This is a genomic window from Vibrio sp. LQ2 (genome assembly GCF_023920125.1).
Classification (GTDB): Bacteria; Pseudomonadota; Gammaproteobacteria; order Enterobacterales; family Vibrionaceae; genus Vibrio; species Vibrio fluvialis.
Window position 1 is genome coordinate 2,527,946 of sequence record NZ_CP085308.1, and the last position, 16,327, is coordinate 2,544,272.

The window sequence follows — 16,327 nt, forward strand, 5'->3', positions numbered from 1 at the left end:
AAGACGGCTAACTACGCCTTGTTTAGTGTAAGGATTGGAAAGCGTGTGAGGTTCGGGTTCAAGCGTTGCGAGAAATGTATGGCGTGATGATTGAACATCAAGCCAGTAAAATGATCATCGTGACCTCTAGTGATGTTACAGCCGAAGCGCTCACGCTTGCTCAAGGTAAACGGTTGTGGCTGGTCAACGGGGGCGAATTGGTTCACATGATTGAAGAAGGGCGTAGCTTGATGCAAAAGCCGGTGATTGAAGCTCACCCCCAACTTTCCCCTAACTTATGTCCTAATTGTCACTTTGAACTGGTCGTGCGTATCGCGAAAAAAGGCCAGAATACAGAGCAATCGTTTTACGGCTGCACAGCCTTTCCGAAGTGCCGGTATACCTGTGATTGCTGAGAGTGTTTGGACCCGATCGGCTCAATGTTCAGATGCAATACGAGGTTTGTCGTACTCAAGTTCAAATTGTACTTGGATCAGAAAGATGTAAATACAAAAAGGGCCAACTCTTTCGAGTTGGCCCTTTCCAAACGTTTGGTGGGCTGGTGGAAGTTGGACTTACTATTAAGGTTGTTGTTTATTAAGGATTTTCTCTGGTTTGATTTTTCTTGATGTACCCTATGGTGTACCTATCGGGCTGTGTTCCCCTCAATTTATGCAAATAATCTTGTGATAAAGCCGCCAACTATGGAACGTAGAGATCATACAGATCAGGCGTGACTCTATCGAGCTTATGAACCATTTGGCTTTAGTGCTAAGTCTATTAACATTTCGTGTCTCCCCCCATCCACATTGACGATACTTGTCAATAAATATTATTTAATCTCACTCACTTTTTACTTGGTTTTTTAAATTCAAGTTGCTGATTTGTATAAATATTTGCTAAGCTTTCGAACTTTGAATTAAGTTAAGTTGGCTGCGTATATTGGGAGAGTTCATGAGTGAGTTAGTTATCGATGTCAGTAAAACGAAGATGCATGCGGCTGAGCAAGTAAGACGCCTCCTTGCTCAGGAAGGTATTAACGTTTTTACTAACTCCTTTAATTGTGCCTTCAAAAAATTTAATAAGGTTTGTGATCACGCTGAACTTCGATGGAGTGATAAAAGTGTAAGTCAGCGTCAAGAATTGGTGACTAAATGTTTTGACAAGCTTAAGTCGAATAGCTTTACGCAAGAGCTAATGTTTAACGATATAGCTATGCGTCTGAAAACTGAGCTGGGTGTTATTAAAGATCACGAAGCAATAAAAAATTGGTTACATAGGCAGTTACCGGACTTACCGCGATGGGAGTCATTGAGCTTTGAAAAGAAGGTCGAGGCTAAGGACTTTGTCTATGATGCAATCTTGGCATATGAACGTTCTGAAGGTCAGTTGACAGTTATGCTTGGTGATTTGGTCGAGCAAGTGAATGGCAACCCTGAATACAAAGTTGAAGTGAGCTTAGAGTCCGCTCTGAATTGTTACAATAAACAAGTAAAGCCGAATATTAGTAAAAATTGGCGTGATTTAACTGTGCATCAGAAGGAAAAAGAGTTGGAGGCGGTATTTCATTATTTATCTGTGACGTGTCAATCTCGTGATTATTCTCAGAATGAAATGCTTCAAGAAATTATTGCGGAACTAGCAAAAGAAGGAACACATGTAAAAGAGGCTACGCTGAAAGGCCATATAACTAACTACTCAGGTGTTTATTCCGGTGTGGAGAAGAAAGATTTTCGAACCATGTCGCTAAGCGATAAATTAACACTTAAATCTAACCTGCTCGAATTCAATCGGAATGGAGTTATGGCAGGGCGTCCAACTTATTGGCGTCAATCTAAAAAATGGCTAGTTGATGGAGTTGTTTACACAACAAAAGCCCTATATGCGCTTATTAAATACTCCGAACAAAAGCAGGTCAGCTATGGGGCTTTCTGTAGGAGGTTGCTCCAATTTTTAGAGCGCGCTGAAGTTACTCCGGACTTTTCCATGCCGTTCGCTATAACACGTAAAAATGCAGAAGATCTTGTTAGTAAGTATTGTTCGATTTTACCGGGGCTAATCTACAAAATTACGATATTGGTGGGAGATTACGCTGGTCACGTTTACATTGGACAAACACAAACTTACCTAAGCTTCCGTGTTTCCAAGCATATAAAGGACGCTCTCAAGCAGGAAAATTCAGAATCCTCCAGAAAAATGTATCTAGCAATACAGTCAGCTGTAAAAATGAGATGCGATGAGAATGACGCTTATCAAGTGGAGGTATTAGCTGAAGAAGTAGCACATACAGACTTATGCGATGTTGAGACTCAGTATATTAAGCAATACTGGGGTGATAAGTGTTTAAATGCTCACCCAACTGGCAACTCAAAATCAGGCTCGCAGCCTAGCACTTTTGTTGTTGCTTCAAACGGTGTGAAAATGGGTATCACCGATGCTATAAGATTTGAAAAGCGTCTTCTTGGTATAAAGTGTGAGAAGTTCGACCATAGGGTTACAGCACATAGACTCAAACATATGAGTAGGGGGGTTGACTCGGACAAGGCCTTTTCATTGGCTATTCAAAATGCCGTGGACGGGGTAGATGGTCGCAAGAAGCGAGATGATACAACAAAGTTTAAGTGTGGGAATGAGTTTTTAACTTCTGATGAGATAAGAGAGAAATTCAATTTCGGTAATGGTAAAGATAGTGTTGAAAGCAGGTTGAGTAGATTAGGGTATTACTCTGAATCTAAGAGTGAAGTGGTTGGGGCACACAAAGAGTACCAACTAGATGTGGAGCCATACATGAACGGAATCATAAAAGCACCACCAGCCCCTAATGCAAAAGAAATGATTGACCAGTTAAGTGATAAATTCTGCCTTGAGTGGAATATTAATACAAAGGCTTTATCGTCATATAGCCAGTTAGCAGACGTGCTGTCACAATCAATAGAAACAAAGGTGCATAAGACAAGCGTTATCAATCAAGCAAAGAAATCAGTTGGGTCAGAACACTCATTTGAAGAGCTATTAACGTCCCATTTAAAAGGTAAGCTCTAGTCTCGCTAGTGTGTATAAGACAACAACTTGTAGTGGCATAGTGAATTTGGCCACCTTATTAGAGGTGTTAAGATACACCTCATAGCATGACAGGTGAAACTATGACCAAGCGTACCAGACGCACTTTCAGTGCGGAATTCAAACTCGAAGCAGCGCAACTTGTTCTCTGATGCTTTAAGACGCCTAGAAGAGAATCAAAAGATCGCATAATTTATGTGGGTGAAAAGTAAAGGTATCTGATTGATTGTACAGACAAAGATACCTTTCTTTTTTGCCTACCTTGGTGCGTATTATGTACGTTATGTTAAATTGTATTTGCTAATAAGAAGAGCACGTTTTTGGGTGCTCTTCTCTGTTGTGCTGTATTTGCTTGGTTATCTAGCGAAGCTATTCAACATAACTGGATTTACCATAAAATAGCTAATAACTACTTTGCTATCTAACGATATCAACCTGGTTATTAGCCGCCGGCTAGCTTGACTTTAAAGCCTTTCTTCTCAAGCATCGCTTTAATTTTGTCTCGCATGTCGCCTTGGATTTCGATTTCACCATCTTTAACCGAACCACCACAACCGCAGACTTTCTTGAGTTCGGCGGCAAGCAGCTTAAGCGGCGCGTCATCCAGGTCTAGTCCTTTGATGATGCAGACACCTTTACCTTTACGTCCTTTCGTTTCTTTGTGAATACGAACAATACCATCACCTTTAGGACGTTCTGCTTGCTCTGGTTCCTGCTTAATTCGGCCGACGTCTGTCGAATATACGAGTGTCATGATCTTTACTACTTCTTGTGTTGTGTTTCTGCTCGCTGTTTAGCAAGCAAAAAAGCTTCGATGTGTTTTTGAATAGCAACTTTAGAACCTTTGATTAAGCGGCCATTAAAAAAGCAGTACCATCCATTTGCTTCACCAGTATCGTTTTTGAGGCTGAACCCGTTGAAGTTCTCTTGCGTTCCTGCAGCAACTTCTCGTTTACGGCCGACCGATTCAAATTCGCGAGGATCGATAATTGATGCAGTATCACACCACCAATCGATACTCTTCTTCACTGCCGCAAGGTTGCCGGTCAAAACATGGTTTTTTATCTGAACTTGCCATACTTCAGTTGAATTTGGTGCAGATTTGAGGGTAAACCCTCTATAAGTAGCTATAGCCATACGCATCTGGTTCTTTTAGTTGCAGTTACCTAAATAATAATTGTATATCTCGGGTTAGCAAGTATATTTATTATCAAAACATTAAGTTATAGTGCGCTAGTATGAAAAAAAACCTTACCGTCGTCACAGATCAAAGCATTTTAAAACAGATGCTTATCGATTTTGGTCGTCTAGTCACTCTCGAACAGTTCAATCAACTCACCCAACATCAGTACAGTCGCAATTCATTACTTGCGTTCACTAAAGACTGGAATCTATTTCTGGAATTCTGTCAATTGCGATCAGTTAACGCAATTCCTGCATCAATCACCGCAGTGCGTCAGTTCATTGAATTTGAGGCTCGTGCCAGAAAATTTAGCACTCTTAAACGTTACACGGTCACCATAAGTTTAGTTCACACCCTACTCGGCCAACGAGACCCGACAACGAATAGTCAGGTGCGCACATCGTTACAGCGACTACGGTTAGATAAACATGGCGATGCCACACAAGCTCAAAGTTTTAATCAAGACCATCTGAGTCAGCTATTTGGAAAGCTTAAAGATCGTCAGGCAATAAAAACGATCCGAGATCTTGCGATTTACCACGTTATGTTTGAGTGTGCGTTAAAGCGCTCAGAGCTTAAATCTCTCGATGCATCTCAGTTAGTTAGGCTTAATAACGAACAACCTAATTTGAGTTTGCAAATGTCAGGCTACACTTATTCGCTTTCTGAACAAGCGAGTCAATGTCTGTCGAAATGGCTCACCTGTATCGAAGATACAAGTGGCGTACTTTTCCGAGCTATCGATCGACATGGTAACGTTTCTACATCTCCACTTGATGATTCATCAATATTTCGGATCCTACGAAACGCAGGAAGATATTTGGGCGATGAACAATTGCGTTTCTCCGGACAATCAACGCGCATAGGAGCGGCGAAAGAACTGGCGAAACAAGGATATAAAGCGAGAGAGATTCAAGAATTCGGGCGTTGGCTCAGCCCTGCGATGCCTTATCAATACATTGGTGATAAAAATACCGCAGAGCGAGAGAAGCTAAAATTTGTGAAATTTAAGCCTTGGGAGTAAGTGAGGTGCGAACACAATCTGCCAGGAAATCGGCAAACTTATGGCCGTTATGTTCAAGCATTTTAGGGAACATTGAAATCGGCGTCATGCCTGGGAAAGTGTTTACCTCGTTGAGATAAACCTGACCTTCTGGTGTTAAGAAGAAATCAATACGCGACAAATGACGCAGTTTCATGTGGGTGAAAACTTTCTCAGCAACACTGTGAATCAAAGTTTGTTGGTCGTCAGTCAAATTACCCGCTTCCACTTCAGTGCGCGAGTGGCTGTCGGTACTGTACTTTTCCTCGTAACTGTAAAACGCATCTTCAGGAGCAATAATTTCACCAGGTTTGGTGATAAAAACCTCACCACCCATTTCATAGGCAGCGACTTCCAGTTCACGGGGTTTAACGGCCTTCTCAACCAGTACTTGCTCTGAATAACTAAATGCGGCATCAATAGCGGGAGCAATTTGGTCCTCTTTTGTGACCTTGTAACAGCCAACAGAAGACCCTTGACGTGCAGCTTTGATAAAGAGACTGCCCCACTTAGCAAATGCTTCTTGACTCGACTTTAGTGCATCCGCATTGTTTTCTGACAAGAACAGATAAGGTGTGTTTGGAATACCTAACGCGTCGTACCATAGTTTGGATGTAATTTTGTTAAAGCTATTTGAACTGGCTTCTGGGCCACAGCCTAAGTAAGGAATACCAGCAAGTTCAAACATGGACTGAATGTCGCCCGTTTCACCCGGGTAGCCATGGATACACGGAACAACAAAATCGATCTTGATTGATAAACCTTCGCCATTCAATGTGGCTGAGTTTGTATCCAGATAAACTATCTCACCGCAATCCGAGAACCATCCCTCTTTTTTCATTTCAACCCTGATCACATCAAATTCAGGAGTTTGTGATAATTGCTGCTGCAAATAGTTAGCAGAAACCAGCGACACTTCATGTTCAGAAGAGCCGCCGCCACACAAAAGTAAGATAGTCGTTTTTGTCATTAGATCTTTCCGTGACGCCAGAGATTATTTGTCCACTATGATAGACAATTCGCCATGAACTTACACCGTTCGAGACAATTTCTCACACAATCATGGTTTAAGTGGTCAGAGAACAAACAATAAAGGGGCCAAATCGCCCCTTTTATCGTTTCAGTCAGAGTTAGTTAAGCTTATTCAGCGTCGGGAACTCAGAGTTTTTAATCGAGTCAATGCTCTTCACAAAAGGTTTCAGAGACTGGAACTCACTTGGTAGCGTTGTAATCGCTTCCGCTGCTTCTTTGCGCGTCGCGTAGTCACCATAAAGCACGGTGTACCATTTTGTTCCGTTTACAACTTTGTAGTTTTCCCAAATTGGCTGGCCATCTTTTGGCAGATTGTTGGCAAAGTGATCCACTTTGTTCTGAGTGCCTACAGCAACGACCTGAATCGTAAAACCGTAGCGAGGATTCATCGCAACTTGCTTAGCTGTCGGAGGCGTGATGGCAACTGCAGGTTTCGCCTGAGTTTGCGGGCTCATTTTAACCACTTTCTTATCGTTTTCAGCTGGCGCCATCTTGATGACGTTCATTTCAACGTTTTGTTCTGTCACACCTACTGCTGTTCCTTCGTCTGAAACAACTGGTTGAGGCACTTCAGCTACCGCATATTCTTCCGTATGACTTTCCGTGGTCACATCTGTGATGTAGCTTCCCGAGGAACAAGCAGCGAGTAGCGCTGACAAGCCAACAATTGCAACTTTTTTCATGGATTCATAAACACTCTAAGTAGAAAGTAATTAAATCATGCCGATAGCGGCGCTGAGAATCAAGCTTAGCGGCCGATTTATCAAGGATATCCTGTGATTTGTGACACAAAGTCGACTCACTCCGGTGCTGACAGGATCACAACCAGACCAAATAGACGAACAGCCAATACGAGAATTGGTTAGGATATAGACAGGTCAACTTGTGGCGCAATAATTATGAATAATTTAAGTCAGTTACTGAAGCCTAAATCCGTTGCGGTGATTGGTGCCTCTATCCGCCCATTCCGTGCCGGCAATATTGTGATGAAGAATTTGCTGCAAGGAGGATTTGATGGCGCCATTATGCCAGTGACTCCCTATTATCCCTCCGTTTGTGGCGTCCTTGCGTACAAAACCATTGATGCGCTGCCGTTAGTTCCGGATATCGCAATTTTATGCACTCACGCGTCACGTAATATCTCCATTTTTCGTCAGTTGGCCGAAAAAGGCGTATCCAACGTCGTTGTCCTCTCTTCCGATATGTATTCACTGGATGCTCAGGGACGAGAAATCCAAGAACAATGTAGCGCCATCGCCAAAGAGGCAGGAATGCGTGTCCTTGGGCCGAACAGCTTGGGACTGATTCTGCCCTGGATCAATTTCAATGGATCTTTCTCTCCCGTGACTGCGCTTAAAGGCAACATTGCTTTCATTTCACAATCAGCGGCTGTATGCACCACGATTCTAGATTGGGCAAACGATAAAGAGATCGGGTTCTCTGCTTTTGTTTCCTTAGGTAACGCCAGTGACATCGACTTTTCCGACCTGCTCGACTGTCTCAGCACCGACAAATATACCGATGCCATTCTGCTATACGTTGATACGATTAAAGACGCGAGACGCTTTATGTCAGCAGCGCGTGCAGCATCACGCAACCGGCGGATATTGGTTCTGAAAGGCGGACGCACTAGCGCCGGACGCAAGGCTGCGCAAATGCATACCGGCGGCGATGATACACTGGACATCATTTACGATTCAGCAATTCGACGCACAGGTATGTTGAGAGTAAACAACACGCATGAGTTGTTCGCTGCCGTAGAAACCTTGACTCATTCAGTCCCTCTCCGTGGCGAGCGCTTGGCGATCATCACCAACGGTGGCGGGCCGGCAATTATGGCGATTGATACATTGTTAGAGCGAGGAGGGAAACTGGCCGAGCTTGAAGAAAGTGTGTACGAAAAGTTGAATCAGTGCTTACCGCAGAGTTGGTCGCACGGTAATCCTATCGACATTGTTGGCGACGGCGACCATACCCGTTATGTGAATGCACTTAAAGCCGTACTGGATAGCGAGACTATTGATGCCATTCTTATCATGCATAGCCCCTCAGCAATTGCTCATTCTGAACAGACGGCTCAAGCTATTGTCGATGTAATTAAAGCGCATCCTCGTTCACCACGATTTAATATTCTGACCAACTGGTCTGGCGAAATGACGGCCAAGCCAGCGCGGCAGATTTTTAATCAAGCTGGTATTCCGACTTATCGTACTCCCGAGAGCGCAGTCGTGGCCTTCATGCACTTGGTCGAGTACCGCCGCAACCAAAAACAACTGATGGAGACCCCAACCACGGCGGAAGCGGTCCATGTCTCAGAAGTGAACAGTGCCAAACAATGGATAGAAGAACATCTGGAGACTAATAATCTGAATAATCTGGTTCACCTTGATACCCACCAGATTGGCACTTTGCTGAGATGTTTTAACTTCAATGTGCTACCTACCTGGATAGCATCTGATGCCAGCGAAGCCGTGCATATTGCTGAAACGATTGGTTATCCGGTTGCGGTAAAGCTGCGCTCACCGGACATTGCCCATAAATCCGATGTTCAGGGCGTCATGCTCAATCTGCGCAACAGCACTGAAGTCGCCAGCGCAGCGCAGGCGATCTTAGACCGAACACAGATCTCCTACCCATCAGCCAACATTCACGGCTTACTTGTCCAAGCCATGGCTAAACTCGCTGGCGGTGAAGAGCTGCGAATTAAAGTGAAACACGACACCACATTCGGCCCAGTGATCCTGCTTGGCCAGGGAGGCTCAGAGTGGAATGAATCGATCGATGCCGCCGCGGCCTTACCGCCTCTCAATATGACGCTGGCGCGTTACTTGATTGTGCGAGCTATTCGCAGCGGGAAGATTCGTCTGCAGAAATTGCCTGTGCCGATAGACATTGAGGGTTTGTCTGAATTCCTGGTCCGAATTTCCCAAATGGTGGTGGAATGCCCACAAGTTCACGAACTGGATATCCATCCAGTATTGGTAAATGGCAGTCAATTTACCATCCTCGATGCAGACTTAACGCTCAAACGTTTTGAAGGCGACGCACAAAGCAGACTGGCGATCCGCCCTTACCCGTCAGAGATGGCGGAAGACGTTCAGGCCAAAGACGGCGAGCTGGTGACCATTCGGCCAATTCTTCCTGAAGATGAACCCGATCACGCCGCATTTATTAAGAAAGTCAGTAAAGAAGACCTTTATAAACGCTTTTTCTCTGATGTCGGTGAATTTCATCACGAAGCGCTAGCCAACCTGACTCAGATTGACTACGACCGGGAGATGGCGTTTGTTGCGGTAAGCCATCAGGGCGATAAAGATGAGATCATTGGCGTTTCGCGCGCTTTGATTAATCCAGAGAACACCGATGCCGAATTTGCGATTCTGATTCGATCCGATCTCAAAGGAAAAGGGTTAGGTAAAATTTTGATGGGCAAGATCATAGATTACTGCCGTCACAAAGGCACAACCCAGATGTCGGGAATGACCATGCCAACCAACCGAGGCATGCTAACTTTGGCTCAGCGACTCGGATTTGAAGTCGATATCCATTTTGAGGATGGTACGGCAGATATGGTACTGCCACTCAATCCTTAGCAGCGATAAGCAGAAAGGCGGATCTTATTGATCCGCCTTTCTATTTTTGATCTTAAACTAGATTCCAGTGCTTCTTAAGGTATTGAATACACCAGGATTTCGCCTCACCGATTTTGTTTCGGCGCCAAGCCATAATGATTTCCATTTTCGACCCTTGGCTACCTTCAATTTTCTTTAACTTACCTTCAGCAATCAACGGTTCGGCAACATGCTTTGGTAGCGTACCGATACCTAAACCATTCACCAAAGCCTGGCACTTCGCATTAAAATTGGTCACCGTTAAACGTGGCTGCTTCTGAAGGATATTCACACTCATCGCTGGCTGGTCGCGAGCTGTATCGGCAATAGCAATCGCACGATACTTCTGGCGTGCTTCTTCGTCAAATTCACCCGTCCGCTTATGCACATAATGGTTACTTGCCGCTACCCAGACCATTTCCATCTCACCCAATGTCTCGGCCTTAACGTCCTGAGGAAGCGTTTCGATACGAGGACAAATCAGTAAGTCTGCGCGATCAGTCGCCAGAGATTCCCAGCTACCCGCAAGAATTTCTTCCTGTAAGCGAATACGGGTTTTGCTCACATTGCCCAGCGCTTCAACTAATGGGAAGAAGTTCGCAATCGGTATGATGCCATCAAACGCTACGGTGATATCCAGCTCCCAGCCGTTAGCCAGAAGCGTTGCGTCATTAACGAGCTTCTCGGTCGCAGACAAAATGGCCCGCCCCCGTTCCAGAATGAGCTTACCCGCATCGGTGAAATTCGCTTTGTGACCGGAGCGGTCGAAAATCATGATATCCAGATCTTGCTCCAGTTTTTGAATCTGATAGCTGAGCGAACTCGGAGCACGATTTAGTTCATTCGCCGCCGCTGCAAAACTGCCTCGTCGGTCAATTGCATCGAGAATATGTAACGCTTCTAACGTAATTGGACTTTGCAAAACCAACATCCTTATATTGATAGAACACCCAGTTATTGGTGATCTAAATCACACTTATTTAATAAAGCAAAAACTTTATTTCTAGTGCAATTATTAATTAACTTATTGATATATTGTAAATAACTATGAACAGAGTACCCACTTTCGCAGCAAAAACCAACAATAAACACAAATGCAAATGATAGTAATTATTATTTAGATCAAATAGACTCTGCGGCGAACTTACGTTACATGGATTTAATAAGGTAAAAGCAGATGTATAACAAATCTTTACTATCGATTGCGATTGTTCTTGCCCTTTCTCCTTCCGCCTATGCCGATGATTATGCCTCATTCGACGAAGTGGTGGTATCGGCAACCCGCACAAATCAAACGTTAGGCAATACCGCCGCGAAAGTCGACGTTGTCAGTGACAAAGACATTGAAAAAAACATGTCAAAAGATGTTGCGGAAGTGTTTGAGTACACACCGGGTGTAACCGTGAACGGTTCTAATCGTCAAGGCATTCAAACCGTCAACATTCGTGGGGTTGAAGGGAACCGAGTCAAAATTCTTGTCGATGGCGTGGCTCAAGGTCAATCTTTCGACGGCGGCAACACCGAATTCGTGAACTCCAGTGCAGTGTACATTGAACCAGACATGGTCAAAAGCGTAGAAGTCGTGAAAGGCGCGGCTTCAAGTCTTCACGGCAGCGATGCGGTCGGCGGGGTTGTCGCATTCGAAACTAAAGATCCGCGCGATTTTCTCAAAGATGGTGAATCCTTTGGCGGCCAGGTGAAGCTCTCTTACTTTTCAGAAGACAAATCATTCAGTGAGCACGTCGCACTGGCAAACCGTATCGGCGATCTGGAAACTCTGGTCGCATTCACCCGTCGTGACGGCCAGAACGTCAATAACTTCGCCAATGGCGAACATGAAAACTATTCCGTTACAGATCAAGACACAGAGAAAAACGATCTGCTTCTCAAGCTGCAATATCAGCTAAACCCTGCTCATCGTATTGAGCTGCTGGGCGAAATCACGCACAACGAGTCGAACTCGGATATCTATCATTCGACTTACACCAATTACACTGGTGACGATACGACCAAGAAAACACGTTTGGGATTGAAGCACATCTGGAACGCAGACATTGGCATGGCAGACACCATTACCAGTAAAGTCACCTGGCAGAAAAAGGACGACAACGGTGTCACTCACCGTTCAACCTCGTCAAACAACCAGACCAAAGACTACGTATATAAAGACAATCGTTGGGATGTGGAAACTCAATTCGACAAACTGTTAACCACTGGCAGTGTAGAACATAACTTCATTTATGGTATCAGCCTGACCGCTGCTGATATCGAAAACACCAATATCCAGTATGATTCATCGACCAACAGCAGCTCTCAAATCGTGTACACACCGGATGCGAAAGAGCGTAAAGTTGGCGTCTTCCTGCAAGACGAAATGGCATTTTTGAACGGTGATCTGATCGTCACACCGGGTTTGCGTTACGACTGGTTCAACACCAATCCTGGTGATGTAGAAGGCACAAGTTACGAAACCTACAAAGATTCCGCAGTGACTGGTCGAGTCGGCGCTGTTTACCATCTCAATACCGAAAACAGCGTTTTCTCCCAAGTCAGCCAAGGCTTCCGAGCACCGACGTTTAGTGAGCTTTACTATGTTTACGCTGGTGGCTGTTACTATGGCTTCTGTTATGAAAACATTCCTAACCCAGATCTGAAGTCAGAAGAAAGCGTTTCCTACGAGCTGGGTTACCGCCACAAAACCGATGCCTCGCGATCAGAGATTTCAGTGTTCTACAGTGATTACGACAACTTTATTGATCAAACCAGTACCAACGATGGCTCAATGACTTCGTACTACTACACCAACATTGATAAGGCGACCATCAAAGGTGTGGAGCTGAGCAATACCCTATTACTGGATAAACTTGTGAATGCCCCACAAGGTATGAGCACCAAGCTGGTGGCAGCATACACAGAAGGCGAAGATGGCGAAGGCAACCCGTTGAACAGTGTTAACCCATGGAATGCAGTCGTTGCCCTGAACTATGACGCACCGAGCACTCAATGGGGTTCAAGCCTAAAGGTAAACTACACGGCGAAGAAATCGTCCAGTGATATCAACAGTGAGGATTCCGCACAAACTGAACTACCAAGTGCAACCATCATTGATATCACCGCATACTATAAGCCAATCAAAGACGTAACTCTGACAGCAGGTATTTTCAACCTGACCGACAAAGAGTATTACAAGTGGAACGATGTACGCGGATCAAGCGAACTGGATCTGGATAAGTCTCAGCCAAAACGTAACTTTGCCATTACCGCTAAGTACGAATTCTGATGACGCACATTTGAAGGATCAAAAAAGCCAGCGAAAGCTGGCTTTTTTACATTTAATGCATTCAAAAGGAAAAGAAAAAATGAGAATGAACTAAATTATTTGTTTTCTGCCATCTCTTTTTTCACCATAACAACTGCCGCTACGATAAAAGTGATGATTAGCGCGAGTTCCATTGACTCCCCCCCTATTTTAGAGCTACTTCTGGTCCAAATTTGGAACAATTGAAGTTTAACACGTCTAAAACATATTTGTAGCTTTTAGCCTAAGAATTCCCTTTTTTATCGACCGAGATCAATATCGGTATCAACCACATGAAATTTTAAGTTTTCTGAACCGAATTTTCGATTTTTTCAAAAGATAACTTGAGAGTTGTTTATTTCATCATCACTTTGCCACCCACCATTTTTAAAGCAGGCGTGCCCCTGACCATTGCGTCCCTGGCAAACTCGCTACCACAATTTGGGCAGCGACCATCACCGGACGTGAAATCCTGAGCAATACGTTCTTTAAAGCACTTCACTAAAGCTCCTTTTCCACCTTTATGGTACTTAAGCAATAGTGTCCGGCACTTGGCACAGTAGATATCAACTACCTTTTCCGGTAGTTTTTTTCTTGGTTTTGCCATCTCAATCGAGCTCGGGTTTAACCCATACCTGGCTGAAATCAAACCATCCCAAAGCATTGCACTTGGCATTCTGTAGCGAGCCACACTGATCTTTTGAGACTCCCAGCCAGCAATGGAACATTGGGATAATTTGGTGTTGCTCCACAAGCGACTTACCCAGTTCTCTTGCGGGGAAGGTCGCGTATTTGTCCGCACGCCATTGATCGACTAATCCACACCAGTAATTGAAATCATCAGCCAAACTCAGGTGTTCAACATCCGAATAGTTCAACAGCCAGCCTGCTAATGCGTCATCACGATGATTGGCAATCCCCATGGCTTTAATCCAGATATCCACCTCACCCACTTCGGTTAGGGAAAGCTCATATTTGATGAATTCAACGTTGATGCCATCCTCATTGAGAACTTGTTGTATCACCTTCGCAAGCGTTGGAAACATGGGATGCTGCGCATGATAGGCAACCGTGACAGTACGTTGCGCAGGTGGTGTGATGGCAAAATTACTTGGCGCCTGATGGTACCAACCCGGCTTCAAACCATAGGCAGGCAGCACGCCGAGCTCAACTACTTTTTCCTCGGGTAATCGGCGGAACAAGTTGAGAGTACTCAGTTTGTTATGAAAATAGGTTGCCCACTCATCCTCTTTGGCAAGACCATTTTTCTTATTCAGCAACAAATAGGTACATCCCGGATCGAGATCCACATCTTCTGTAGAGGAGCCTCGCTGCGTTTTAATGGGGTGAGACAAACTCGGGAAGACCATCGATGAATGCACTTCGTCAATCACCCACACTTCAACCCGATCCAACAACGGGCGAAAACCAAAATAGCCATCAAATGCCTGCAGAACCAAACGTTTTTCGTCATTGACGATCACCTTGTATGGACCGCTCCCGACTGGCATCAGGTCAAAATCTTCACTGCGCTGAGATTCCGGTAACAGGATCTTCGCGCACGCTTCCGACAGCAGCAACGGTAAACGGTGATCCGGTTTTTGCAGGTGGATATCCACCACACAATCTCCCGGAGAGTCCACCTGATCAATGTGAGAAAACAGATTCACAAAGCGCAATTCCCACAGGCTTTGAATGACAATATCCGTCGTCAACAGTTCACCATTATGGAAGCGCACACCCGGGCGAATATAGAACCGCCAATGAGTAGGTGTAATTGCTTGCCAGGTATGAGCAAGATCTGGCTGTAATTGCTCGTCTTCATCAAGCCGAGTCAGGCCGCTGTAGATCTGGCGTGCAATGTGTTGCTCTGAGCGACGCATTGGCTTGGACGGATTGAGCATCGACAGTGGTCGGTAGTATGGCAGCCGGACAACTTGCAGACCTTCTTGATGCTGAACCCCGAGGTAGCTCTGAATCACTTGAGTCAGCTTGGCAGCATCCTGATCCAAAACCGATAACGCTTGGCCGATCTTTCCTTCTTCAAGATAACGCCGGGCGAGATTTTCACTGACATCGGCTCGGCTGCGTTTAAACAGCAACTGAGACAATTTGCCGCGCCCCGCGGCCGGATGCCATTCTATCCAGCCCTCTTCTTCCATTTTGTTCAGCACAATACGTGCATTACGACGGGTACAGAACAAAATTTCAGTGACATCTTCGAGTTGGGTTTCAGCATCCTGACCATTGAAGTGTTCGAATAGGGTTTCGAACTGGACACGTAAGCGGGGGCTACTCATAAAGGGGAAATCTCATTTAAACAGCTACGAAATGAGTTTCCCTATTTTATGGTATTTTTTCAAGTCAGAGACAGGATTCTTTAAGCGATATCACAACCCAATTCAGCCGCTAGTTGGCGCAGTTGCTCTTCGTTGTCCAACTTCAATGACCACTTTGCTTCAGAGCCATTCACGGCCACCACATTCGCTCCGCGACCAATCAGTTCGACCGCATCACTTTGCGCCTGAAGCGTCACATGATGGTCACCTTGTAAACGGATCACCAGCTCATGCGCCGTGACAATGATTTTTCCGCTTTTAAACTCAATAACCATTTACGCCTCGGTGTTCAGTTTCTGCTTATTGTTTTTTGCTTTCTTAACCGCCATGGTCAGGCGGCTGGTGCACACCAAACGACCGCGATCGTCGGTAATCGTGATTTGCCAAACCTGAGTCGATACGCCCAAATGAATTGGCGTTGTCGTCCCAATCACATGACCGTCACGCATTGAGCGAATATGATTAGCATTAATATCCAGACCAACGCAGTAAGAATCATCATCCACACAGAAATTTGCCGCCACAGAGCCCAATGTTTCAGCCAGAACAACTGAAGCGCCGCCGTGCAGCATACCCAAAGGTTGATGAGTAAAATGACAAACAGGCATAGTAGCCGATACAGAATTATCCCCGATCTCGGTATAAACAATATTGAGATGATCAATCAGCGTATTTTTTGAAGTTGCATTAAGAATCTCCAGACTGATCGGTTTTTTCCAAATTTCCATAGGTAATTCCTTGAGATGAGACGCAGACAGGTGCGCAGCAAAGAAATGTGAGTGG

Annotated in this window: 14 protein-coding genes and 1 pseudogene; 6 read left to right on the top strand and 9 right to left on the bottom strand. The window is 44.9% G+C overall.

Features of this window, described 5'->3' with window-relative positions; genetic code table 11:
* Positions 1-38: 38 nt before the first annotated feature.
* The 3 genes and pseudogenes from LGV68_RS21485 to LGV68_RS11835 form a co-directional block, all read left to right on the top strand.
* A pseudogene (locus tag LGV68_RS21485) lies at positions 39-200 on the top strand (restriction endonuclease); the annotation flags it as partial.
* A 30-nt stretch (positions 201-230) separates the two neighbouring features.
* The gene (locus tag LGV68_RS21490) at positions 231-395 is read left to right on the top strand and encodes a topoisomerase DNA-binding C4 zinc finger domain-containing protein (RefSeq protein WP_354668710.1); all 165 of its coding nucleotides are present in this window, start codon (positions 231-233) and stop codon (positions 393-395) included.
* Between the two features lie 538 nt (positions 396-933).
* Positions 934-3,021, top strand: coding sequence for a hypothetical protein (locus tag LGV68_RS11835; RefSeq protein ID WP_222728608.1), 2,088 nt, complete (start codon positions 934-936; stop codon positions 3,019-3,021).
* Positions 3,022-3,481: 460 nt separating this feature from the next.
* On the opposite strand, the gene yciH is transcribed toward LGV68_RS11835, so the two are convergent.
* Together yciH and LGV68_RS11845 are read right to left on the bottom strand one after the other, a co-directional pair.
* Positions 3,482-3,793, bottom strand: coding sequence for a stress response translation initiation inhibitor YciH (gene yciH / locus LGV68_RS11840; protein WP_024375549.1), 312 nt, complete (start codon positions 3,791-3,793; stop codon positions 3,482-3,484).
* 8 nt (positions 3,794-3,801) lie between these two features.
* Positions 3,802-4,176, bottom strand: a complete 375-nt coding sequence (locus LGV68_RS11845; RefSeq protein WP_024375550.1) for a DUF3319 domain-containing protein — start codon at positions 4,174-4,176, stop codon at positions 3,802-3,804.
* A 101-nt stretch (positions 4,177-4,277) separates the two neighbouring features.
* On the opposite strand from LGV68_RS11845, the gene LGV68_RS11850 reads away from it, so the two are divergent.
* Entirely contained in the window at positions 4,278-5,246 is a 969-nt protein-coding gene (locus LGV68_RS11850) for a tyrosine-type recombinase/integrase (protein WP_222748854.1), read from the top strand.
* Here the strand turns inward: LGV68_RS11850 and LGV68_RS11855 are convergent.
* Positions 5,230-6,234, bottom strand: a complete 1,005-nt coding sequence (locus LGV68_RS11855) for a D-alanine--D-alanine ligase (RefSeq protein WP_202663348.1) — start codon at positions 6,232-6,234, stop codon at positions 5,230-5,232. The genes LGV68_RS11850 and LGV68_RS11855 overlap by 17 nt on opposite strands.
* Before the next feature lie 160 nt (positions 6,235-6,394).
* Complete coding sequence (locus LGV68_RS11860) at positions 6,395-6,979, bottom strand: SPOR domain-containing protein (protein WP_032081879.1); 585 nt, start codon at positions 6,977-6,979, stop codon at positions 6,395-6,397.
* Positions 6,980-7,195: 216 nt separating this feature from the next.
* Between LGV68_RS11860 and LGV68_RS11865 the strand changes: the two genes are divergently transcribed.
* The gene (locus LGV68_RS11865) at positions 7,196-9,889 is read left to right on the top strand and encodes a bifunctional acetate--CoA ligase family protein/GNAT family N-acetyltransferase (protein WP_252535249.1); all 2,694 of its coding nucleotides are present in this window, start codon (positions 7,196-7,198) and stop codon (positions 9,887-9,889) included.
* Positions 9,890-9,941: 52 nt separating this feature from the next.
* Here LGV68_RS11865 and LGV68_RS11870 read toward each other — a convergent pair whose 3' ends face one another.
* On the bottom strand, positions 9,942-10,829 hold the full coding sequence (locus LGV68_RS11870; RefSeq protein ID WP_020328550.1) for a LysR family transcriptional regulator: 888 nt from the start codon (positions 10,827-10,829) through the stop codon (positions 9,942-9,944).
* Between the two features lie 255 nt (positions 10,830-11,084).
* Between LGV68_RS11870 and LGV68_RS11875 the strand changes: the two genes are divergently transcribed.
* A complete protein-coding gene (locus LGV68_RS11875; protein ID WP_172571324.1) occupies positions 11,085-13,187 on the top strand; it encodes a TonB-dependent hemoglobin/transferrin/lactoferrin family receptor in 2,103 nt (700 codons plus the stop codon).
* Between the two features lie 373 nt (positions 13,188-13,560).
* On the opposite strand, the gene LGV68_RS11880 is transcribed toward LGV68_RS11875, so the two are convergent.
* From LGV68_RS11880 to LGV68_RS11895, 4 genes are all read right to left on the bottom strand, one after another.
* On the bottom strand, positions 13,561-13,812 hold the full coding sequence (locus LGV68_RS11880; protein ID WP_024375092.1) for a hypothetical protein: 252 nt from the start codon (positions 13,810-13,812) through the stop codon (positions 13,561-13,563).
* A 1-nt stretch (position 13,813) separates the two neighbouring features.
* Positions 13,814-15,505, bottom strand: a complete 1,692-nt coding sequence (locus tag LGV68_RS11885; protein ID WP_203344391.1) for an SgrR family transcriptional regulator — start codon at positions 15,503-15,505, stop codon at positions 13,814-13,816.
* Between the two features lie 80 nt (positions 15,506-15,585).
* Positions 15,586-15,819, bottom strand: coding sequence for a DUF3389 domain-containing protein (locus LGV68_RS11890; protein WP_020328547.1), 234 nt, complete (start codon positions 15,817-15,819; stop codon positions 15,586-15,588).
* On the bottom strand, positions 15,820-16,272 hold the full coding sequence (locus LGV68_RS11895) for a hotdog fold thioesterase (RefSeq protein ID WP_252535251.1): 453 nt from the start codon (positions 16,270-16,272) through the stop codon (positions 15,820-15,822).
* Between the last annotated feature and the right edge of the window lie 55 nt (positions 16,273-16,327).